The following is a 20,494-nucleotide window of genomic DNA, read 5'->3' on the forward strand; positions in this document are numbered from 1 at the left end:
GACGACGGAGCCGAGCCATGAGCACGGTGCCGAAGTCGTTGTACCGCGACGAGGGCGTCGTCCTGCGGGTGCAGAAGCTCGGTGAGGCCGACCGCATCGTCACCGTGCTCACCCGCCGCACCGGCAAGGTGCGCGCGGTGGCCAAGGGCGTGCGCCGCACCAAGAGCAAGTTCGGCGCCCGGCTCGAGCCGTTCAGCCACGTCGACCTGCAGCTCTACACCGGCCGCAACCTCGACATCGTCAGCCAGGCCGAGTCGCTGCACTCCTACGGCCCGAAGATCGTGGCCGACTACCGGGCCTACACCGCCGGCACCGCGGTGCTCGAGACGGCCGACCGGCTCACCGCCGAGGAGAAGGAACCCTCGCTGCGCATGTTCCTGCTGGTCATCGGCGCGCTGCGCAGCCTGGCCGAGCAGACCCACCCGCCGGGCCTGGTGCTCGACGCCTTCCTGCTGCGGGCCATGTCGGTGGCCGGGTGGGAACCGGCCCTCACCGACTGCGCCCGCTGTGCCGAGCCGGGCCCGCACCGGCACTTCTCGGTCCCCGGGGGCGGCATGGTGTGCCCGGCGTGCCGACCCACCGGGTCGTCCCTGCCCAGCCCGGTGACCGTCGAGCTGCTCGAGGCGCTGCTCACCGGCGACTGGGCGACCGCCGAGGCCAGCCAGGGCATCAACCGACGTGAGGGGAGCGGGCTCGTGGCCGCGTTGCTGCAGTGGCACCTCGAGCGCGGGCTGCGCTCGCTCAGCCTGGTCGACCGCACATGAGGCGCGGTGCAGCGCGGGAGGTCCGGCCGCCGAACCCGCACCCCTCCGGCGCCGTGCCACCGGCGATCCCGCGCGACAAGGTGCCGCACCACGTCGCCGTCGTGATGGACGGCAACGGCCGGTGGGCCAAGCAGCGTGGGCTGCCGCGCACCAAGGGGCACGAGGCGGGGGAGTCCTCGCTGTTCGACTGCGTCGAGGGCGCCATCGAGCTCGGCATCGGTGCCATCAGCGCCTACGCGTTCTCCACCGAGAACTGGAAGCGCAGCCCCGAGGAGGTCCGCTTCCTCATGGGGTTCAACCGCGACGTCATCCGGCGCCGGCGCGACGAGATGCACGAGCTGGGGGTCCGGGTGCGCTGGGCCGGTCGTCGGCCGAAGCTGTGGGGGTCGGTGATCAAGGAGCTGGAGATCGCCGAGGAGCTGACCCGCGACAACGACGTCCTGACCCTGACGATGTGCGTGAACTACGGCGGGCGGGCCGAGATCGCCGACGCCGCGGCGGCGATCGGCCGCGAGGTGGCCGCCGGCCGGCTCGACCCCGACCGGATCACCGAGAAGACCGTCGCCCGGTTCCTCGACGAGCCCGACATGCCCGACGTCGACCTCTTCCTGCGCAGCTCGGGGGAGAACCGCACCTCCAACTTCCTGCTGTGGCAGAGCGCCTACGCCGAGCTGGTCTTCCAGGACGTGCTGTGGCCCGACTTCGACCGCCGTCACCTCTGGGCCGCCTGCGAGGAGTACGCGTCCCGCCAGCGCCGCTTCGGCTCGGCCTGACTCAGCCGAAGCGGGTGCTCTCCTCCGACCACCACGACGTGAGGTCGGACAACCCCTGCCCGCCGGTGCCGGCGTCGGTGCCGGCGACCACCAGCACCCGCTGGTCGGCCTCGGTCCAGAACAGCACGGCCTGCCCGCGGGGGGTGGCGTAGCAGGCCACCCGCCCGGCGGTCTGCTGCTGCTGGTCACGCCAGTAGTAGTAGCCCTGCGACCCGGGGCAGCTCTGCGACGACGACAGCGGCGACAGGTCCTGGTCGTCGACCATCCGCAGGAACGCCGCGTCGGCTGCGCCGGCGTCCTCGAACCGGGAGACCTGCACCGAGGACGGGCCGGGGCGCTGCGGGCCGGGCCCGCAGTCCAGCCGCGCGGTCTCCCCCAGCGACGACGGGTCGGCGGAGGTGCAGTCGTCGATGGCGGCGGGGAGGACGCCGCGGAGCTCGGCCTCCGCCGCCGACGTCGTCGGCGGCGCCGAGCTGCTGGCGGACGGCTCGTCGGCGGACCCGCCGGTGGCGACCACCCCGACGACCACGGCCACCGCGGCCACCGCGGCGGCGGCCGCCCCGCCGGCCGCCCACGGGGCCCAGCGCCGCCGGCCCGTCGTCGCCGGGCCCCACCCGGGGCCGGACATGCCGATGGCCTGCGGCGCCGGGGGAGGCGGCCCCGGCGCGGTGGCCGCCTCGTGCTGCGGGACGACCCCACCGGAGGTCAGCGCGGCGCGGGCGGCGGCGGCCATCGCCCCGGCGGTGGGCCAGCGCTGCCCGGGGTCCTTGGCCAGGCCGCGGGCGACGACGGCGTCGAGGCCCGGGGGCAGCCCGCCGCGCAGCGCCGAGACCGGTGGGGGGGTGGTGTGCAGGTGGGCGAACATCGTCGTCGCCAGGTCGTGGCCGGTGAACGGACGCCGGCCGACCAGGCACTCGAACAGCACGCAGGCCAGCGAGTAGACGTCGGTGCGCCCGTCGACGGGCCGCTCCATGAACCGCTCGGGGGCCATGTAGTCGAAGGAGCCCACCGCCGAGCCGGTCTGCGTGAGCTGCCGGTCCTGCGCGTCCGCCGCCGACCACGCGATGCCGAAGTCGACCAGGTAGACGAACTCGTCGCCGGGGTCCCCGGTCACCAGCACGTTGGAGGGTTTGACGTCCCGGTGCACCAGGCCCTCCGCGTGGGCGGCGTCCAGGGCCCGTGCCAGTTGGCCGACCACCGCGACCGCCCGTGCCGGGTCCAGCGCGCCCCGGGCGTGCAGCAGCTCGGCCAGGTCGGTGCCGCTGACCAGCCGCATGTCCAGGAACAGCCGACCGTCGATCTCCCCGTAGCGGTGGATGGGGATGACGTGCGGCTCGGACAGGCGGGCCACCGCGTGCGCCTCGCGGCGGAACCGCTCGCGGAAGTCGTCGTCACCCGCGGCGCCCGCCGACAGCACCTTGAGGGCCACCGTGCGGCGGTGCTCGGTGTCGTAGGCCCGGTGGACCTCGCCCATCCCGCCGCGCCCGATGAGCTCCTCGATGCGGTAGGGCCCGAAGCGACCGGACTCCACGGGCCTCCTCCACCGACGACACCGCAGGGCTGCGACGACGGGCTGATGCTAATCGCCGCCCCGCCGTCGGCGGACCTGCCGACGCGGCGGGGCCCTCAGCCGACCTGGAAGTCGCTCTTGGTGGAGTCGACCCACCACTCCCACAGCGCGGCCAGGTCGGCCTCGCCGTCGGAGACGGCGACGTAGCCCTCGGCCAGGGCGTCCTCCTGGGTCCAGAAGATGATCCCGAAGCCGTCGGCGTCGACGAAGCAGGCCACCGAGCCCGCCTCGACGCCGTCCGCGCCGTTGTAGTCCAGCCACCCCGGGGTGCCGGGGCACCCGTCCTCGGCGGTGACCCGGGTGAGGCCGTTGCGGTCGACGTCGCCCTGGAAGGCGTCGCGGAGGGTCTCGACGTCGGGGTAGCCGTAGAAGCGGGCCGCCTCGGGCCCGGTTCCCGAGATCGACCCGCCGCACTCGACGGCGGCCTCCGCGCCGTCGGAGGGGAGCTGGTACTCCTCGCAGTCCTGCTCCTCGAAGTCGGCGGGCAGTCGCGCGAGGAGTGCCTCGGTGGCCGTGTCGTCGTCGGGCGGCGACGTGCTGGTGGCCGTGCTCGTCGGGTCGGCGCTGGTGGTGGGGGCGTCGGTCGTCGGAGCGGCGCTGACCGACGTGCCGCCGTCCCCGCCGCTGCGGGTGACGACGACGGCCACCACGACCATGACCGCGACCACGACGGTCGTGGCCAGCGCGACCAGCAGACCGGGGCTGGTCTGCTGCGGCGGCGACGAGCTCCACGGTGCCGGCTGGGCGGTGCCGGGTCCGAAGGGCGGGCCGGGCGGGACCGGCGGCGCGGACCACGAACCGGGACCCGGTCCGGGGCCGGCCGCAGGCGCGAAGCCCCCACCGGTGCCGCCCGGTGTGCCGAACCCGCCGCCGGTGCCACCACCCGTGCCCGGGGACCCGCCGGAGGGGTCGGTGAACCCGATCGTGCGCGGGTGGCCGGACGGTGCCGGCCCGCCCGGGGGCGACTGGGGGACGGCGACCGCCCAGCCCTGGCCGCCCGCACCGGCGAGGGCGGCGCGAGCGGCTGCGGCGAGCTCGCCGGCACTGGACCACCGCGCTGCCGGGTCCTTGGCCAACCCCCGGGCCACGACGGCGTCGAGCTGGGCGGGCAGGCCCGGCACCACCGCGGACGGCGGGTCGGCCTGCGTGTTGACGTGGGCGAACATCTGGGCGGCCAGGCCGGTCGTCGGGAAGGGTCGGCGGCCGGTCAGGCACTCGAACAGCACGCAGGCCAACGCGTAGACGTCGACCCGGTGGTCGATCCCGCGCTCGAGGAAGCGCTCGGGGGCCATGTAGTCGAACGAGCCCAGGGCCGCGCCGGTCTGGGTCAGCGCGGGGCCCTGCGCGTCGGTGGTCGAGCGGGCGATGCCGAAGTCGACGAGGTAGGCGAACTCGCCGTCCCCGCTGCCGGTGAGCAGGACGTTGGAGGGCTTGACGTCGCGGTGCACCAGGCCGTCGGCATGGGCGGCGTCCAGGGCCCGGGCGACCTGGCTGACGATCGAGACGGCGCGGACGGGGTCCATCCGCCCCTCGCGGGCGAGCACGGTGGCGACGTCGTCGCCGTGCACCAACCGCATGTCCAGGAACAGCCGGCCGTCGACCTCGCCGTAGCGGTGGATCGGGATGACGTGCGGCTCGGCCAGCCGCGCCGCCAGGTGGGCCTCACGGCGGAACCGCTCGCGGTAGCCCCGGTCGGCCGCCAGGTGCTCGGACAGCACCTTGAGGGCCACGGTGCGCTCGTGCTCGGTGTCGAAGGCGCGGTACACCTCGCCCATGCCGCCGCGGCCGATCAGGGCCTCGATGCGGTACGGGCCGAACTGCTCGGACTGCACCGCCCGCCCCCTCCCGATGGTGCGCGGGCACCTGCCCACCGCGACGGGAGTCTAGGGAACGGCACCGTCCCGACCAACGGGTGCGCCGGGGCCGCGGGTCAGCCGGCCGGGGCGTCCTGGGTGTCCTGGGCCCGGCACGCCGCGCACGTCCCGAAGATCTCGAGCGTGTGGCTGACGTCGGCGAACCCGTGCTCCTCGGCCGTGCGGTCGGCCCAGCGCTCGACGGCCGGACCGGCCACCTCGACCGTGCGACCGCAGCTGCGGCACACGAGGTGGTGGTGGTGACGGGTGCTGCACCGCCGGTACAGGGCCTCGCCGCTGGCGGTGCGGATGGAGTCGAGCTCGCCGTCCTCGGCCAGCGCCTGCACGGCGCGGTAGACCGTCGACAGGCCCACGCTGTCGCCGGCGGCGCGCAGCCGGGCGTGCACCTCCTGGGCGCTGTGGAACCCCTCGAGGCCGTCGAAGACCGCAGCGACCGCGGTGCGCTGGCGGGTGGTGCGGACCATCACGCGATCGTCGCAGACGGCGCGGCGGCGTGGGCGGCGTGCTCGATGGCGTCGCGCACGATGTGGCCCACGTGGTTGTCGACCAACCGGTAGTGCACCTCGCGGTGCTTGCGGTCCCCGACGACCAGGCGGGCGCCGCGCAGCACGCGCAGGTGCTGGGAGACCAGGGGCTGGGGCACCCCGAGGGCGTCGACGAGCTGGTGGACGCACAGCGTGCCGTGCTCGTCGAGCAGGGCGACGATGGACAGGCGCAGCGGGGCGGCCAGGGCCGACAGCAGCTCGCTGGCCGCCGCGACGTCGTCGGGGAGCCGGCGGGGGAGCGGGAGGGGGACGGCCGACATGGCACCATCATCCCTGCATGTGAGAACCATTGTCAAACGTGGAGGTGGCGGTGTTCGCCGTGACCAGGTTCCGCGCGCCCGACCGTGCGGCACTGCTGTCCGACGGGGCGGTGCTGCTGGCCGCGCTCCGGGCCCGACCGGGCTTCCGGACCGGTGAGTTCGGCGTCGCCGTCGACGACGAGGGGCTGTGCGCGCTGCTGACCACCTGGGACGGCGTGGGGGCCTACCGCCGCGCGCTGTCTGCGCCCGAGGTGAAGATCGCCGGCGCCCCGGTCTGGCTGCACGCCGTCGACGAGCCCGGGGTCTACCTGGCTGAATGATCTCGCAGGGGGCGTCTAGCGTTGCGGGGCAACCGCCGACCGCCAGCCGGATGGAGATCCTCCGTGAGCACCGCCAAGCACGACCCCGCCCGCCTCGACAAGGTGGTCAACCTCTGCAAGCGCCGGGGGTTCGTCTTCCCCGCCGGGGAGATCTACGGCGGCACCCGCTCCGCCTGGGACTACGGCCCGCTGGGCGTCGAGCTCAAGGAGAACATCAAGAAGCAGTGGTGGCGCACGGTCGTGCAGAGCCGTGAGGACGTCGTCGGCCTGGACTCCTCGGTCATCCTGCCCCGGCAGGTCTGGGTGGCCTCGGGGCACGTCGGCGTGTTCAGCGACCCGCTCGTCGAGTCGCTGCTCACGCACAAGCGCTACCGGGCCGACCACCTGTGGGAGGCCTACGAGGCCAAGCACGGTCACGCCCCGGAGAACGGCTGGGACGACATCCCCGACCCGGAGACCGGCGTTCGCGGGAACTGGACCGAGCCGCGCGACTTCAACATGATGCTGCAGACTCACCTCGGGCCGGTCCAGGACGACTCCGGGCTGCACTACCTACGACCGGAGACCGCGCAGGGCATCTTCGTCAACTTCGCCAACGTCATGGGCGCCGCCCGCAAGAAGCCGCCGTTCGGCATCGGCCAGATCGGCAAGAGCTTCCGCAACGAGATCACGCCGGGGAACTTCATCTTCCGCACGCGTGAGTTCGAGCAGATGGAGATGGAGTTCTTCGTCAAGCCCGGCGACGACGAGACCTGGCACCAGTACTGGATCGACGAGCGCACCCGCTGGTACACCGACCTCGGCATCGACCCCGACAACCTGCGGCACTTCGAGCACCCCGCCGAGAAGCTGTCGCACTACTCCAAGCGCACCGTCGACATCGAGTACCGCTTCGGGTTCCAGGGGTCGGAGTGGGGCGAGCTCGAGGGCATCGCCAACCGCACCGACTTCGACCTGTCCACCCACACCGAGCACTCGGGCACCGACCTGTCCTACTTCGACCAGACCACCAACGAGCGGTGGACGCCCTACGTCATCGAGCCCGCAGCCGGGCTCACCCGCTCGCTCATGGCGTTCCTGGTCGAGGCCTACCGCGAGGACGAGGCCCCCAACGCCAAGGGCGGCACCGACACCCGCACCCTGCTCGCGCTGGACCCGCGGTTGGCCCCGGTCAAGGCCGCCGTGCTGCCGCTGTCGCGCAACGCCGACCTCTCGCCCAAGGCGCGTGACCTGGCCGCCGAGCTGCGCAAGAACTGGAACGTCGAGTTCGACGACGCCGGTGCCATCGGCCGCCGGTACCGCCGCCAGGACGAGATCGGGACGCCGTTCTGCCTCACCGTCGACTTCGACACCCTCGAGGACCAGGCCGTCACCGTGCGCTCCCGCGACACGATGACCCAGGAGCGGGTCGGCCTCGACCAGGTGACGACCTACCTCGGCTCCCGCCTCCTCGGTTGCTGAACCGGTAGCTCCCGCCGTCCCCCTGCCCGGCGCGGTTCGGCACAGACTCACGCCGTCCAGGGATCCTGCGATCCTGCAGTGGCACAGGATCCCTGGACGGCGGGAGTCTCGGACGGCGGGCGCCCGGGCGGCGGGGGACGGGCGGCCGGCGCCCGGGCCCCGCCTACCCTGGAGCGGTGACCGTCCTCGACACCCGCCTGCCGCCGTTGCGGCTGGGCGCGTTGACCGTCGACCCGGCCGTCGTCCTCGCCCCCATGGCCGGCATCACCAACCCGGCTTTCCGCACCCTGTGCCGCGAGTTCGGGGCCGGGCTGTACGTGTGCGAGATGATCACCACCCGGGCGCTGGTCGAGCGCAACGAGAAGACCCTGCGCATGGTGCGGGCCACCGCCGAGGAGCGCGACGCGTTCAGCGTCCAGCTGTACGGCGTCGACCCGGCCACGGTGGGCCGTGCGGTCGAGATGCTGGTCGACGAGGGCGTCGCCGGCACCCGCCCGGCGCACGTCGACCTCAACTTCGGCTGCCCGGTGCCCAAGGTGACCCGCAAGGGCGGAGGCTCGGCGCTGCCCTGGCGCCGCCGGTTGTTCGGCGACATCGTGACCGCCGCCGTGCGCGCCGCCGGCGACGTCCCGGTCACCGTGAAGACCCGCATCGGCATCGACCCCGAGCACCACACCTACCTCGACGCCGGGCGCATCGCGCAGGACGCCGGGGCCGCGGCGATCACCCTGCACGGGCGCACCGCCGACCAGCTCTACAGCGGCACCGCCGACTGGTCCTACATCTCCCGGCTGGTCGAGGCCGTTGACATCCCGGTGCTGGGCAACGGCGACGTCTGGGAGGCCGACGACGCGCTGCGCCTGGTGGCCGAGACCGGGTGCGCCGGGGTGGTGGTCGGGCGCGGCTGCCTGGGCCGGCCGTGGCTGTTCGGCGACCTCGCGGCGGCGTTCGCCGGGTCCTCCGAGCGGGCCCTCCCGACCCTGCGCGAGGTCGCCGCGGTCATGCACCGGCACGCCACCCTGCTGGCGGCCGAGCACGGCGAGCAGCACGGCTGCGCCGACTTCCGCAAGCACGTCGCCTGGTACCTGAAGGGGTTCTCGGTCGGCTCGACCACCCGCCGGGCACTGGCCATGGTCAGCTCGCTCGACGAGCTGGCCGGGCTGCTGGCCGGCATCGACGACCAGCCCTACCCGGCCGCCGTGCTCGGCGAGCCCCGCGGGCGCACCACCCCGCCCCGGCCGGTGGCGCTGCCCGAGGGGTGGCTGGACGACCGCGACGACCCCCGCCCACCCCGCGGCGCCGAGCTGGAGGTCAGCGGCGGATGAGCGCCCCCGACTACCTGTACGACGACGACCCCCAGCCCCTGCACGCCGGGCGCGGGCGATCCCGCAAGGGGCTGCTGGTCGCCCTCGGCGTGGGCACGGTCGCGGTCGCCATGGGGGCGGCCGTGGTGCTGCCGCTGTTCCAGGGCAGCGGCGCCGAGCAGGCCGCCGAGGTGGTCACCGTGTTCACCCGCGCCATGGCCGCCGGCGACACCGAGACCTCGTGGGGCCTGCTGTGCGAGGACGAGCAGGCCCGCCTGGCCCCCGACGAGGTGGCCGGCGCCTACCAGCGCCCCGGCACGGCGAGCGTGGGCGACCCGGTCGAGGGCGAGCTCGACGGCCAGCTGGCCGAGGTCGTGCCGGTGACCTGGGACGACGGCGGCTCGCTCACCACCGTCCAGCTGACCGTCATCGCCCAGGACGGCGCGAAGGTGTGCGGCCTCTCCGCCTGATCCACCTGTCCGTGGTACCCATGACCTCGTGGTCGCAGGGTTCGTGGGGCGCGCGGTGGGGGCCGCCGTGCTCGCCGTCGCGCTCGTGGTCGTGTCGACCGCCGCGGCCATCTGGTGGACCGCCCGCCAGGACGCCGAGCCGCGCTCCGACGCGGTCGTCGTCCTGGGGTCCGCGCAGTACAACGGCGTGCCGAGCTCGATCTTCGAGGCCCGCCTCGAGCACGCGCTGGCCCTGTGGCGCGACGGGGTCGCCCCGGTCGTGGTGACCGTGGGCGGCAAGCGCAGCGGCGACGAGTTCACCGAGGCCGAGGCCGGCCGCGACTACCTGCTCGCCGCCGGCGTCCCCGCCGACGAGCTGGTCGCGGTGACCGACGGGGTCGACACCCTGGAGAGCATGCGGTTGGTCGCCGCCGAGTTCACCGAGCGCGGCTGGTCCACCGCCGTGCTGGTCACCGACCCCTGGCACGCCATGCGCGCCGAGCGCATGGCCGACGACGCCGGTCTGGACGCCGCCAGCTCCCCGACCCGGCAGGGCCCGGCCGTGCAGACCCGCGGCACCCAGTTCCGCTACATCCTGCGCGAGACCGCGGCCTACCTGCTCTACCGCGCCACCGGCGAGAGCGTCGCCGGCGCCCCGGGCATCGGGTGACCACCTACACGCTGGTCCGTCCGGGCCGGCGCGGGGCCGAGAAGGGCGTGCAGCCCGTCGTCGCCGGCGGCGAGGGTGACAAGGACGCGACCGGCGGGCTGCAGGTCGCCACCCTGGCGCCCGGTCGCTGGCGCGAGCGGGCCACCGCCGTGGTCGACGGGGTGGAGCACGTGCTCACCCGGCGCACCCAGGCGGCCGCAGCCGCGTGACACGACGTCGTCCACAGGCGCGGTGTACCGGGTGGCCACGCGCTGGGATGATGGTGTGACGGGCGGCCGCTGGGCCGGCCCGGGGAGGGGACCAGTGCAGGGGACAGGCCGTCATGGCGGGTGAGCGGCGTGGTCGCATCCGGGCCGCCGACATTGCGACCGTGCGCGAGCGGGCCAAGATCGACGAGGTGGTCGGCGAGCACCTGCAGCTCAAGCGGGCCGGCGGCGGGTCGCTGAAGGGCCTGTGCCCGTTCCACGACGAGAAGTCGCCGTCCTTCCACGTCACGCCCACGCGCGGTCTGTTCCACTGCCTGGCCGGTGAGACCAAGGTGCTGACGGAGGACGGCGCCGTGCCCATCCGCGAGCTGGCCGGCAGGACGGTCCCGGTCCTGACGAGCAACCGGACGTGGGTCGAGGCCCCGTTCCGCTCCTACGGCGTGCAGCGCTTGATGCGTGTGACGTTGAGCCGCAACGGACGGACGAAGGAGCTGTACGCGACCGACCAGCACCGCTGGTTCGTCAGGACCAGCGGGACGCGCGGACGGCGGGAGCGGCTCACCGCCGATCTCCGGCTCGGGGACAGGCTGGTCCACAACTTCACCGCTTCTCGCATCGGTCACCCGTCGACCGTCCCCTCACCGGTCGGTGTCGCGCGCGGACTCGTCTACGGCGACGGAACCCGCTCGGGAGCCGGCTCCATCGCTGTCCTGTACGGGGAGAAGGACGCGGAACTGGCGCCCTACTTCGCGGGCTGTCGTTCGTGGTCCGACGAGATCGGTACCCGCTTCTACGGACTTCCCGCCCACTACAAGGACGAGCGCCCCGCCATCCACGACGACACCGCTTACCTGCTCGGTTGGCTGGCCGGGTGGTTCGCGGCGGACGGCTGCGTCGCGGACGACGGCGACACCATCCTCAACTCCGCTGACCCCGACGACCTCGAGTACGCACGCGCACTGTGCACCAGGCTGGGCATCGGCACGTTCGGGATCGCGAAGCAGAGCCGGGTCGGCATCGACGGCGTCGTCGGCGACATCTACAACCTGCGCTTGATGACCGCTGGACTGCCCGAGTCGTTCTTCCTCCTCTCGCACCACCGGGAGCGGATCGTCCGGAGCACGAAGAAGTACGCGCGCACGCACTGGGTGGTCAGGGGCGTGGAGTGGACCGACCGGTTCGAGGAGGTGTTCTGCGCCGAGGTCCCCGGCACCCACGACTTCACCCTCGAGGACAACATCCTCACCGGCAACTGCTTCGGGTGCGGCGCCGGCGGCGACGTCATCAAGTTCGTGCAGGACATCGACCACCTCTCGTTCTCCGAGGCGGTCGAGCTGCTGGCCGGCCGGGCCGGCGTCCAGCTGCAGTACGAGGACGACGGCGGGCGGCCCACCGGGGCCCCCGACCGGGCCGCCGCGGGCCAGCGCGCCCGGCTGGTGGCCGCCAACACCGCCGCCGCCGAGTTCTACCGGGCCCAGCTGGCCACCCCCGACGCCGCGATCGCCCGCACCTTCCTGGCCCAGCGCGGCTTCACCCGCGAGATGGCCGCGGAGTTCGGGTGCGGGTTCGCCCCCGCGGGCTGGGACACCCTCACCAAGCACCTGCGGCAGGCCGGGTTCAGCCAGCAGGAGCTGGAGACCGCGGGGTTGAGCAAGCAGTCCTCGCGCGGCACGTACATCGACCGCTTCCACCGCCGGCTGCTGTGGCCGATCCGGGACATCACCGGCGACGTCATCGGGTTCGGCGCCCGCAAGCTGGTCGACGACGACCCGGGGCCGAAGTACCTCAACACCCCCGAGACCCCGCTCTACAAGAAGTCGACCGTCCTCTACGGCGTCGAGCGGGCCAAGCGCGACATCGCCCGCAAGCACCAGGCCGTCGTCGTCGAGGGCTACACCGACGTGATGGCCTGCCACATCGCCGGCGTCACCACCGCGGTCGCCTCGTGCGGCACCGCGTTCGGGGCTGAGCACATCAACGTGCTGCGCCGGCTGCTCATGGACCAGGACGAGTTCCGCGGCGAGGTCGTCTACTGCTTCGACGGCGACGCGGCCGGCCAGGCCGCGGCCATGAAGACCTTCGCCGAGGACCAGCGGTTCGTCGGCCAGACCTTCGTGGCCGTCGAGGGCGAGGGCCGGGACCCCTGCGAGCTGCGCCAGGCGCACGGGGACGCCGCCGTCCGGGACCTGGTGGCCCGGCGGGTGCCGCTCATCGCCTTCGTGCTCAAGACGACGTTGGCCGGCTACGACCTGGACACCGTCGAGGGTCGGGTGCACGCGCTGGACAAGGCGGTGCCGATGGTCGCCCAGATCAAGGACCACGCGCTGCGGCCGGCCTACGCCCGGCAGCTGGCCGGCATGCTCGGCAACACCGACGAGGCCGAGGTGCTGGAGCGGGTGCGGGCGCTGACCGGCCAGGGGGCTGGCAACGGCCGCCCCCGGCCGCGCACCCCGGTGCGCACCGCCGACGACACCGCGGCGTTCATCGAGCGGGAGGCGGTGAAGACCGCCCTGCAGTGCCCCGAGCTCGCCGGACCGGTCTTCGACGCGATCGCCCCCGAGTCCTGGACCCACCCCGAGTACGCCCAGGTGGCCGCCGCCGTCGCCGCGGCGGGCGGGGCCGCGGGGGCGACCGTCGGCGGGGCTGCCTGGATCGACCTGGTCGGCACCTCGTCCGCCTCCGAGGACGTCCGCCGGCTGCTGCCGGCGCTGGCGGTCGAGCCGCTCAAGTCCCCGGCCGAGGAGCCCGACAGCGGGTACGTGCACGCCGTGCTGACGCGTCTGCAGGAGATGGCCACCGTGCGCCGGGTGACCGAGACGAAGGGCCGGCTGCAGCGGATGAACCCCGTCGAGGACCCCGAGGGCTACGCCAAGGTGTTCGGCCAGCTGCTGGCCCTCGAGCAGGAGGCGCGGTCGCTGCGAGAACGCGCCATCGGCGGGCTGGCGCGGTGAACCTCCGCAGCCTGCTGGTCCAGCGGTTCGGCCGGCCCCCGGCGGACGTGGCGCAGGCGGCCGCCGGTGCCGACGTCCTCGCCTGGGGCTCGCGTGCGGACGGCGGCTGGCTGGTGGCGACCTCGGCCGGGCTGCAGGCGGTGCCCGGTGGCGAGCTGCTGCCCTGGCACCTGGTCGCGCACGCCCGGTGGGTGGCCGCAGCCGACGGCGGGACGTTCGCGGTGACCCCGTTGCTGGAGGTCGAGCCAGGGGTGCAGGCCCGCGGGCCGGTGAGCCGGCACGTGCTCGCCGACGCCGGCGAGCTGCCGGCGGTGGTGCGCCGGCGGGTGGACCAGACCGTGGTGGCCAGCAAGCGGCACCCGCTGCCGGGCGGGGGAGGAGTGCTGCTGGTGGCCCGGCGGGTGCCCGGTCAGGTCGCCCGCGAGTGGAGCGTGGTCTTCGACGACGACGCCGACCGCGACGACCCGGCGGCCCGGGAGGTCGCGCGCCGGCGGCTGGCCGAGGCGGTCGACGCCGAGGACGCCAGCCGCTGAGCCGGCTGCGGCCACCCGAGCCACGTCGAGGGAACCGGCTACCGGCCGCGCAGCTCGTCCTTGACGGTCTTGACCGCGGCGTCGGCCTGCGCCTGCAGGGTGCCGGCGACCGACTGCACGCGGGGGTCGTCCTTGGCGTGGTCGTAGGCGCGCCGGATCTGCTCGTAGCGCTCGCGGCCGGCCCGGGCGCCCAGGACGTAGCCGGCACCGAAGCCGGCGAGGAAGGACAACTTGGCCACGGGAGGACCTCCAGGGAGGGGATGGGGAGTGATCGACGCTACCGGTCCGACACACCCGGGGGTGCCCCCAGGGGCCGTGCCCGGTGTGGGGTAACCTTCTCGACCGGAGCACACGGTCCCCCGTAGCTCAATTGGCAGAGCATTCGACTGTTAATCGAACGGTTTCTGGTTCGAGTCCAGACGGGGGAGCTTGACCTGCAGGTACGGCCTGCAGAGCCTGCACCAGACATCATCGACTCATCGGGAACGGTGAGGAGATGATGTCTGGTGGGCGCAGGTCGACCTCCGCTGCCCGTGGGTACCTACGGCACAGCCGGCGGTTCGGCATGCCGACGAGTTAGCCAGGCGTCCGCCCCCAGGCGTCCGCCCCCAGGTGGCCGTCCCGGGGCCGGGGTCAGTCGGTCTCGGTGACCTCCGGGGTGGGGAAGGGCGTGCTGTCCGGCATCAGGTCATCCCGGTCCGCGTCGTTCGCGGACGAGGTCGGATCCGTCGCGTCCGCGACGTGGTCCGGCTCGACGTCGGTGGTCGGGTCGGCGTCGGGGCGTTCCTCGAAGGGTGTCGTCGTCATGGTGCACGAGTGCCCCGGCAGGGCCGGAGTTCACCCGTGGCCAGATGAACATTGCGGGTGGGGCCCGGCGGGCGGTGTTCGACTGACCGTCCACGTGGTGGTCGCGTGACCGTCGTCCCGGCGGTGGACGGTTCTGACCAAGGGGTGATCAGGCCCAGGGCACGACGGTCTTGGTGATCTGGGCCCGGGCGACGACCTCGTCCTCCATCTGGGCGACGGCGGTCAGGAAGGCGGTCCGCCGGCCCCGGCGGTCCAGGTGCGCGCTGGCGTGCACCCAGACCCCGGCCGGGGCCGCGGACACCAGCTGCAGGGCCACGGCGTGGGACACCGCGTGCTCCTCGGGGCCGAGGGACGGGGTCAGGGCGAGGTAGGCGGCGAGCTCCATCGCCGCCGAGAGCGCGGAGGCGTGCGCGCCGCCGGCACCGTTGGCGGCCAGACCCGAGACGGGCAGCCGGACGCCGGCCTCGGGGTGGGCGGGGTCGAGCAGCTGCACCCCGAGTGCGGCGACCAGCGGCACGGAGAGCGCCAGTAGGGCGCGGTCGAGCGCGAGGGCGGTCACAGGTCGGCCGCCGCGACGAGCAGGACCGGGCGGTCGGTGGGGGAGACGTCGACCGCGGTGCCCGGGACCAGGTGCGTGGACTCGGTGCTGACCAGGTCCGCGGCCACCTCGGTGCCGTCGGGCAGGACGGCGGTGATGCGGGTGGTGCCGCCGGAGAACGTGCGCGTCACGACGCGGCCGGTGCCGTGGTCGTCGGCGCGGACGAGGACCTGCTCGGGGCGCAGCAGCGCGACCACGTCACCGGGTGGCACCGATCCGTCCACGGGTCGGGTGGTGTCGAGCAGGTCGACCGCGCCGTCGGCACGGACCGTGGCCGGCACGATCGACGTGGTGCCGACGAACCGGGCGACGAAGGAGGTGGTGGGCCGGGAGTACAGCTCGTCGGGGGTGGCGACCTGCTCCAGCCGGCCGGCCCGCAGTACGGCGACCCGGTCGGCGACCGAGAGCGCCTCGGCCTGGTCGTGGGTGACGAAGACGGTCGTGGTGCCCAGCTCCAGCTGGATGCGGCGGATCTCCTCGCGCAGCTGCACCCGCACCTGGGCGTCCAGCGCCGAGAGGGGTTCATCGAGCAGCAGGACCTGCGGGGCGACGGCGAGGGCACGGGCGAGCGCGACGCGCTGCTGCTGGCCCCCGGAGAGCTGGTGGGGGTAGCGCCCACCGCGGTCGGCGAGGCCGACGAGCTCGAGCAGCTCGGCCGCCCGCGCCTGTCGCTCCTTCGCGGGACGACGGCGCACCTGCAGGCCGTAGGCGACGTTCTCCGCCGCGGTGAGGTTGGGGAACAGGCTGTAGGCCTGGAAGACCATCCCGGTGCCCCGCTTGGCCGGTGGGGTGCCGGTGACGTCCCGGCCGTCGATGAGCACCTGCCCGGCGTCCGGGCGCTCGAAGCCGGCGATCGACCGCAGGGCAGTGGTCTTCCCGCACCCGGACGGCCCGAGCAGGGCCAGGAACTCCCCGCCGGCGATGTCGAGGTCCAGCCCGTCGAGGGCGAGGACGTCGCCGTAGCGACGGGTCAACCCCGACAGCCGGACGCCGACCCCGCCGCGGTCGCCGGGGACGGCGGCGACCGGTGGGGTGGTCGGGTGGTCGGTGGTGGCGGTCATGGGGTGTCCTTCCCCGCCCGGCGGCGGTCCAGGGTGGAGATGAGCAGCAGCAGGCCCCAGGTGACCAGCAGGGACAGCACCGAGACCGAGACCGACAGCTGCGGCTGGGAGCCGGAGATCTCGACGATCCAGGTGGGGAACGTCTGGAAGCCGAGGATCGAGGCGATGGTGAACTCGCCGAGGACCAGGGCCACGGTCAGGAACGCGGCGTTGAGCACGGCGGTGCGCAGCACCGGGAGGACGACGCCGAGCAGCACCCGGGGCCAGGAGGCGCCGAGGTTGCGGGCGGTCTCGGTGAGGGTGCGCAGGTCGACCGAGCGGATCCCGGCGTCCAGGGCCCGGTACACGAACGGCATGGCCAGCACGACGTAGACCAGCACGAGGATCCAGGGCAGCGCGGGTTCCTGGAGGGCGAAGAACGCCTCGGCCAGCGGGGTGCCGTAGAAGTAGTCCGGCGCCCAGGCCAGCACGCTGCGCACCCCGACGACCAGCGCGATCGGCGGCAGCATCAGCGGCAGCAGGGTCAGCAGCTCGACGGTGGCGCGCAGCCGGGGCAGCCGCAGGTCGACCAGCACCATCGTGGGCAGCATCAGCAGCAGGGACAGGACGACGGTCAGCGCGGCGAGCAGCAGCGACCGGCCGAAGGCCTCGGCGAAGCCGGGTGCGGTGGGCACCCCGGTGTAGAAGCGGGCCGTCAGCTCGCCGTTGCTGCGGATGCTGAACCACACCGATGCCGCGATCGGCACCAGGAAGTACAGCCCCAGGACGGCGAGCACCGCCCACCGCCACCCACCCCCGCGCCGCCGTGGTGCCGCCGCGGCGGTGACCATGTCCGCCGACGGGGTGGTCGGCAGGGTCGCGGTCACCGCAGCCACCGCTGCGTGCGCCGCTGCACCCAGGTGTAGAAGACCAGGACCAGGCCGACCAGCACGACCATGCCCAGCGCGAGGGCCTTGCCGACGTTCTCCGACCCGACCAGCACGTTGGAGCTCAGCGCGTCGGCGATCTGCAGCGGCACCAGCGGGATGCTGGAACCGACCAGGGCGCGCGCGGTGGCGTAGGCGGCGAACGAGGAGGCGAACAGCAGCATCGTGGCGCCGATGACCGGCGGGGCCAGCACCGGGCCGCCGACCCGTCGCCAGTACTGCCAGGCGTTGCCGCCCAGGACGTCGGAGGCCTCCCGCCACTGCGGCCGCAGCCCCTCCAGCGCCGGCACGATGATGAGCACCATCAGGGGGACGAGGAAGTACAGGTAGACCAGCGCCAGGCCGGTCATGGAGTAAAGGCTGAACCCGTCGAGGCCGACGCGGCCCAGGAGCGCGGTGACGACGCCGGCGTTGCCGATGGTGGCGATGAAGGCGAAGGCCAGCGGGATGCCGCCGAAGTTGGCCAGCACCCCCGAGGCGGTCAACACGAGCCGGCGCAGCAGCTGCCCCCGGCGGGCCTGCAGCACGGCGACCGCGAGGGCGAGCCCGAGGACCGAACCCAGGACGGCCGTGATCGCCGACAGCTGCAGACTGCCCAGGTACGCCCGGCCGTAGGCGCCGCCGGTGACGGCGGTGACCGACGCCGTCGACCAGGACTCCTCGTAGGTGACCGGGTCGGTGGCGCGGAAGGCCTCCACGGCGAGCACCCCGACCGGCAGCAGCAGGAAGAGGGCCAGGTAGCCGAAGAACGGGACGGTCCCGAGGAGGGCGAGGCGGTGCGCCCGCCCTCCCCGGGACCCCGTGCGGGTGGTGCTCAGCCCGAGATCTCCGCGTTCCAGCGGGTCGCGACGACCTGCTGCGCGGCGGAGTTCTGCTCCTGGGTCGGGAACTCCGCCGTCCCCCCGACCGCGGGCAGCGCAGCCAGGGACTCGGCGTCGGCTGACCCGTCCTCCTGCATCACCGGGAGGCGGACCGGGCGGGCGCCGCCGGCCAGCCAGATGTTCTGGCCATCGTCGCTGTACAGGAACTCCTGCCACAGCCGGGCCGCGGCCGGGTGCGGGGCGTAGGCGCTGATGGCCTGGCTGTAGTAACCGCCGAACAGGCCATCAGTGGGTACGTTGACCTGCCACTCGACGCCCTGCTCGGACAGGTTCTCGCTCAGCGCGGCGTTGAGGTAGTCCCAGTCGATGGCCAGCGGGGTCTCCCCGGACTGGATGGTCGCCGGGGTGACCTCGACGGGGTTGAAGTTGCCGGCCTGCTTGACCTCGGCGAAGAAGTCGATGCCCGGGCCGATGTCGTCCAGGCTGCCGCCGTTGGCCAGCGACGCCGCCCACACCCCGCCGAAGGCGGCAGCGGCTTGGGTCGGGTTGCCGTTGAGGGCGACCTGGCCGGCGTACTGCGGGTCGAGGAGGTCCTCGAAGCTGGTGGGGCAGGTAGCGATGACCGTGGCGTTGCAGCCGATGGAGATGTAGCCGCCGTAGTCGTTGTACCAGAGGCCGGAGGACTCCTTCTGGTCCTCGGGGATGTCGTCCCAGGTGGCCACCTGGTAGGGGGCCAGCAGGTCCTGCGCGGCGGCCTGCTGGGCGAAGGAGGTGCCGAGGTCCAGCACGTCGGGGGCCCGGTCCTGACCGCGCTGGCTGGTCACCGCGTTCAGCTCGTCCTGGCTGGACCCGTCCGGGGAGGCCGAGTTGATCTCGATGTCGTACTTCTGCGAGAAGGTGTCGAGCATCTCGCCGTAGTTGGCCCAGTCCGGCGGCAGCGCGATGACGTTGAGCGTGCCCTCGGCCTGCGCCGCGGCGACCAAGGCGTCCAGGTCGCCGAAGTCGGCCAGCGACGTCGCCGAGGCGGCGTCGGTGTCGCCGCCACCGCCGTTGCCCGAGCTGTCGGAACCGCAGGCGGTCAAGGCCAGCGCCGCGGTGAAGAGCACGGCCGCCGGCCGTACGAGGGTCGTCCTCACGTCGATCTGCTCCCAGGTGCACAGGGGGCGTCGCCCAGGCCCGGTGACCCGGCACGAGGTGCCCGGGGGAAGTAGGCGGTGCCCGACTGAACCGGTGCGGGCACCGAGGTGGTCGCCAGGTGAAGAACGGATGACCGCGCCCCTGCTTCACCAGATGTTCACCCGGCTCGGCGCGCGGGGAGGTGGTTGGCAGGAGCACCTTCCTGGCGTGGACCTCGCGCTGTGGACCCTCGTCGGGCTGATCGCCCTGGCGCTGCTGTTCGACTACACCAACGGGTTCCACGACGCGGCGAACTCCATCGCCACCGTCGTCGCCACCCGGGTGCTCAAGCCCCGCTGGGCGGTGGTCTGGGCCGCGGGGTGGAACCTGGTCGCGTTCTTCTTCGTCGGCACCGCGGTCGCCAACACGGTCGGACAGACCGTCCAGGTGGAGTTCTTCGGCCCAGCCGTGGTCTTCTCCGCGCTGCTGGGCGCGATCATCTGGAACTTCACCTCCTGGCACCTGGGCCTGCCGACCTCCAGCTCGCACGCGCTCGTCGGCGGACTGGTGGGCGCCGGGCTGGCCGCCGGTGGCCTGGCCGCGATCAAGGGCGAGAGCGTGCAGAAGACCGCCCTGTTCATCGTCGTCAGCCCCGTCGCAGGCCTGCTGCTGGGCGGGGTGGCCATGACCCTGCTGCGTCTGGCGCTGCGCCGCGCGGACGTGCCGGCCACCGAGAAGCGGTTCCGGGTGCTGCAGCTGGCGTCGTCGGCGGCGGTGTCGCTGGCCCACGGCGGCAACGACGCCCAGAAGACGATGGGTGTCATCGCCGCGCTGCTCGTCAGCACCGGGTACCTCACCACCGGGGACGACGGGACGCTGCCGATCCCGCTGTGGGTGGTGCTGATCGCCTACGCCGCCATCGCCGCCGGCACCCTCTCCGGGGGCTGGCGGATCGTGCGGACGATGGGCTCGAACATCACCCACCTGCGCCCGGTCAGCGGGTTCGCCGCCGAGACCGCAGCCGCCGTCGCCATCTTCGGGTCCACCGCCCTCGGTGCGCCGGTCTCCACCACCCACACCGTGGCCGGGGCCATCACGGGGGTCGGTGCCACCAACCGCGGGGCCGCCGTGCACTGGCGGGTCTTCGGGCGGCTGACCATCGCCTGGGTGGTCACCATGCCCGCAGCGGCGCTCGTCGCAGCCTTCTCCTTCTTCCTCACCACCGCCCTGCCGCACCCCCTGTCGGCCGTCGTCATGACCCTGCTCCTGCTCGTCCTCGTCGCCGGCCTGGTCATCGCGCTGCGGTCCGCGCCGAAGGCCGCCGACGTGCAGCCCGACCCCGACGAGGAGATGCAGGTGCCCCTGCGCACCGGCGCCGGGTCGATCATCGACGCCCGGCGGGTCCCCGCGAGCCCCGAGGTGCAGCAGCGGGACGTCGCTGGCGACCGACAGTTGATGCGCAACCCGCAGCCCCTCTGACGCTGG

Annotated in this window: 22 protein-coding genes and 1 tRNA gene; 12 read left to right on the plus strand and 11 right to left on the minus strand. The window is 73.6% G+C overall.

The window, feature by feature from the left end:
- The first annotated feature begins 17 nt into the window (after positions 1-17).
- Both recO and TEK04_RS08510 read left to right on the plus strand, forming a co-directional pair.
- Positions 18-764 carry a DNA repair protein RecO gene (gene recO / locus TEK04_RS08505; protein ID WP_336403899.1) on the plus strand — a complete coding sequence of 249 codons (747 nt, stop codon included), beginning with the start codon at positions 18-20 and terminating at the stop codon, positions 762-764.
- Positions 761-1,537, plus strand: coding sequence for an isoprenyl transferase (locus tag TEK04_RS08510; RefSeq protein WP_336403900.1), 777 nt, complete (start codon positions 761-763; stop codon positions 1,535-1,537). The genes recO and TEK04_RS08510 overlap by 4 nt, the downstream gene beginning before the upstream one ends.
- A 1-nt stretch (position 1,538) precedes the next feature.
- Here the strand turns inward: TEK04_RS08510 and TEK04_RS08515 are convergent, their stop codons facing one another.
- From TEK04_RS08515 to TEK04_RS08530, 4 genes are all read right to left on the minus strand, one after another.
- A complete protein-coding gene (locus tag TEK04_RS08515) occupies positions 1,539-3,068 on the minus strand; it encodes a serine/threonine-protein kinase (protein ID WP_336403901.1) in 1,530 nt (509 codons plus the stop codon).
- Between the two features lie 95 nt (positions 3,069-3,163).
- Complete coding sequence (locus TEK04_RS08520) at positions 3,164-4,939, minus strand: serine/threonine-protein kinase (RefSeq protein WP_336403902.1); 1,776 nt, start codon at positions 4,937-4,939, stop codon at positions 3,164-3,166.
- A gap of 98 nt (positions 4,940-5,037) precedes the next feature.
- Positions 5,038-5,445, minus strand: coding sequence for a Fur family transcriptional regulator (locus TEK04_RS08525; RefSeq protein ID WP_336403903.1), 408 nt, complete (start codon positions 5,443-5,445; stop codon positions 5,038-5,040).
- A complete protein-coding gene (locus TEK04_RS08530; protein ID WP_336403904.1) occupies positions 5,445-5,786 on the minus strand; it encodes an ArsR/SmtB family transcription factor in 342 nt (113 codons plus the stop codon). Before TEK04_RS08530 ends, TEK04_RS08525 begins: the two co-directional genes overlap by 1 nt.
- 59 nt (positions 5,787-5,845) lie before the next feature.
- On the opposite strand from TEK04_RS08530, the gene TEK04_RS08535 reads away from it, so the two are divergent.
- The 8 genes from TEK04_RS08535 (at position 5,846) to TEK04_RS08570 (ending at position 13,680) form a co-directional block, all read left to right on the plus strand.
- Entirely contained in the window at positions 5,846-6,106 is a 261-nt protein-coding gene (locus TEK04_RS08535; RefSeq protein WP_336403905.1) for an antibiotic biosynthesis monooxygenase, read from the plus strand.
- Between the two features lie 63 nt (positions 6,107-6,169).
- Complete coding sequence (locus TEK04_RS08540) at positions 6,170-7,567, plus strand: glycine--tRNA ligase (protein WP_336403906.1); 1,398 nt, start codon at positions 6,170-6,172, stop codon at positions 7,565-7,567.
- A 176-nt stretch (positions 7,568-7,743) separates the two neighbouring features.
- The gene (gene dusB, locus TEK04_RS08545) at positions 7,744-8,892 is read left to right on the plus strand and encodes a tRNA dihydrouridine synthase DusB (protein ID WP_336403907.1); all 1,149 of its coding nucleotides are present in this window, start codon (positions 7,744-7,746) and stop codon (positions 8,890-8,892) included.
- Positions 8,889-9,341, plus strand: coding sequence for an Rv0361 family membrane protein (locus TEK04_RS08550; protein WP_336403908.1), 453 nt, complete (start codon positions 8,889-8,891; stop codon positions 9,339-9,341). Before dusB ends, TEK04_RS08550 begins: the two co-directional genes overlap by 4 nt.
- Before the next feature lie 28 nt (positions 9,342-9,369).
- Positions 9,370-9,990: a YdcF family protein gene (locus tag TEK04_RS08555; RefSeq protein WP_336403909.1), complete on the plus strand. Its 621-nt coding sequence runs from the start codon at positions 9,370-9,372 to the stop codon at positions 9,988-9,990.
- Positions 9,987-10,199 (plus strand): hypothetical protein, encoded by a 213-nt coding sequence (locus tag TEK04_RS08560; protein ID WP_336403910.1) that lies wholly within the window; start codon positions 9,987-9,989, stop codon positions 10,197-10,199. Before TEK04_RS08555 ends, TEK04_RS08560 begins: the two co-directional genes overlap by 4 nt.
- A 113-nt stretch (positions 10,200-10,312) precedes the next feature.
- Complete coding sequence (gene dnaG / locus TEK04_RS08565; RefSeq protein WP_336403911.1) at positions 10,313-13,147, plus strand: DNA primase; 2,835 nt, start codon at positions 10,313-10,315, stop codon at positions 13,145-13,147.
- Positions 13,144-13,680, plus strand: a complete 537-nt coding sequence (locus TEK04_RS08570; protein WP_336403912.1) for a hypothetical protein — start codon at positions 13,144-13,146, stop codon at positions 13,678-13,680. The genes dnaG and TEK04_RS08570 overlap by 4 nt, the downstream gene beginning before the upstream one ends.
- A gap of 38 nt (positions 13,681-13,718) precedes the next feature.
- On the opposite strand, the gene TEK04_RS08575 is transcribed toward TEK04_RS08570, so the two are convergent.
- On the minus strand, positions 13,719-13,919 hold the full coding sequence (locus TEK04_RS08575) for a hypothetical protein (protein ID WP_336403913.1): 201 nt from the start codon (positions 13,917-13,919) through the stop codon (positions 13,719-13,721).
- 116 nt (positions 13,920-14,035) lie between these two features.
- Here TEK04_RS08575 and TEK04_RS08580 point away from each other — a divergent pair.
- A tRNA-Asn gene (locus tag TEK04_RS08580) sits at positions 14,036-14,108 on the plus strand.
- A 205-nt stretch (positions 14,109-14,313) separates the two neighbouring features.
- Here the strand turns inward: TEK04_RS08580 and TEK04_RS08585 are convergent.
- From TEK04_RS08585 to TEK04_RS08610, 6 genes are all read right to left on the minus strand, one after another.
- Positions 14,314-14,487 (minus strand): hypothetical protein, encoded by a 174-nt coding sequence (locus tag TEK04_RS08585; protein WP_336403914.1) that lies wholly within the window; start codon positions 14,485-14,487, stop codon positions 14,314-14,316.
- A gap of 148 nt (positions 14,488-14,635) precedes the next feature.
- Positions 14,636-15,046, minus strand: a complete 411-nt coding sequence (locus TEK04_RS08590) for a PaaI family thioesterase (protein ID WP_336403915.1) — start codon at positions 15,044-15,046, stop codon at positions 14,636-14,638.
- Positions 15,043-16,146: an ABC transporter ATP-binding protein gene (locus TEK04_RS08595; RefSeq protein WP_336403916.1), complete on the minus strand. Its 1,104-nt coding sequence runs from the start codon at positions 16,144-16,146 to the stop codon at positions 15,043-15,045. Before TEK04_RS08595 ends, TEK04_RS08590 begins: the two co-directional genes overlap by 4 nt.
- Entirely contained in the window at positions 16,143-17,012 is an 870-nt protein-coding gene (locus tag TEK04_RS08600; RefSeq protein ID WP_336403917.1) for an ABC transporter permease subunit, read from the minus strand. Before TEK04_RS08600 ends, TEK04_RS08595 begins: the two co-directional genes overlap by 4 nt.
- Positions 17,009-17,770: an ABC transporter permease gene (locus TEK04_RS08605; RefSeq protein WP_336403918.1), complete on the minus strand. Its 762-nt coding sequence runs from the start codon at positions 17,768-17,770 to the stop codon at positions 17,009-17,011. The genes TEK04_RS08600 and TEK04_RS08605 overlap by 4 nt, the downstream gene beginning before the upstream one ends.
- A gap of 116 nt (positions 17,771-17,886) precedes the next feature.
- A complete protein-coding gene (locus TEK04_RS08610; RefSeq protein ID WP_336403919.1) occupies positions 17,887-19,029 on the minus strand; it encodes an ABC transporter substrate-binding protein in 1,143 nt (380 codons plus the stop codon).
- A gap of 208 nt (positions 19,030-19,237) precedes the next feature.
- Between TEK04_RS08610 and TEK04_RS08615 the strand changes: the two genes are divergently transcribed.
- Positions 19,238-20,488: an inorganic phosphate transporter gene (locus TEK04_RS08615; protein ID WP_336403920.1), complete on the plus strand. Its 1,251-nt coding sequence runs from the start codon at positions 19,238-19,240 to the stop codon at positions 20,486-20,488.
- Positions 20,489-20,494: the final 6 nt, after the last annotated feature.

It is taken from the genome of Klenkia sesuvii, from assembly GCF_037083825.1.
GTDB classification, from domain to species: domain Bacteria; phylum Actinomycetota; class Actinomycetes; order Mycobacteriales; family Geodermatophilaceae; genus Klenkia; species Klenkia sesuvii.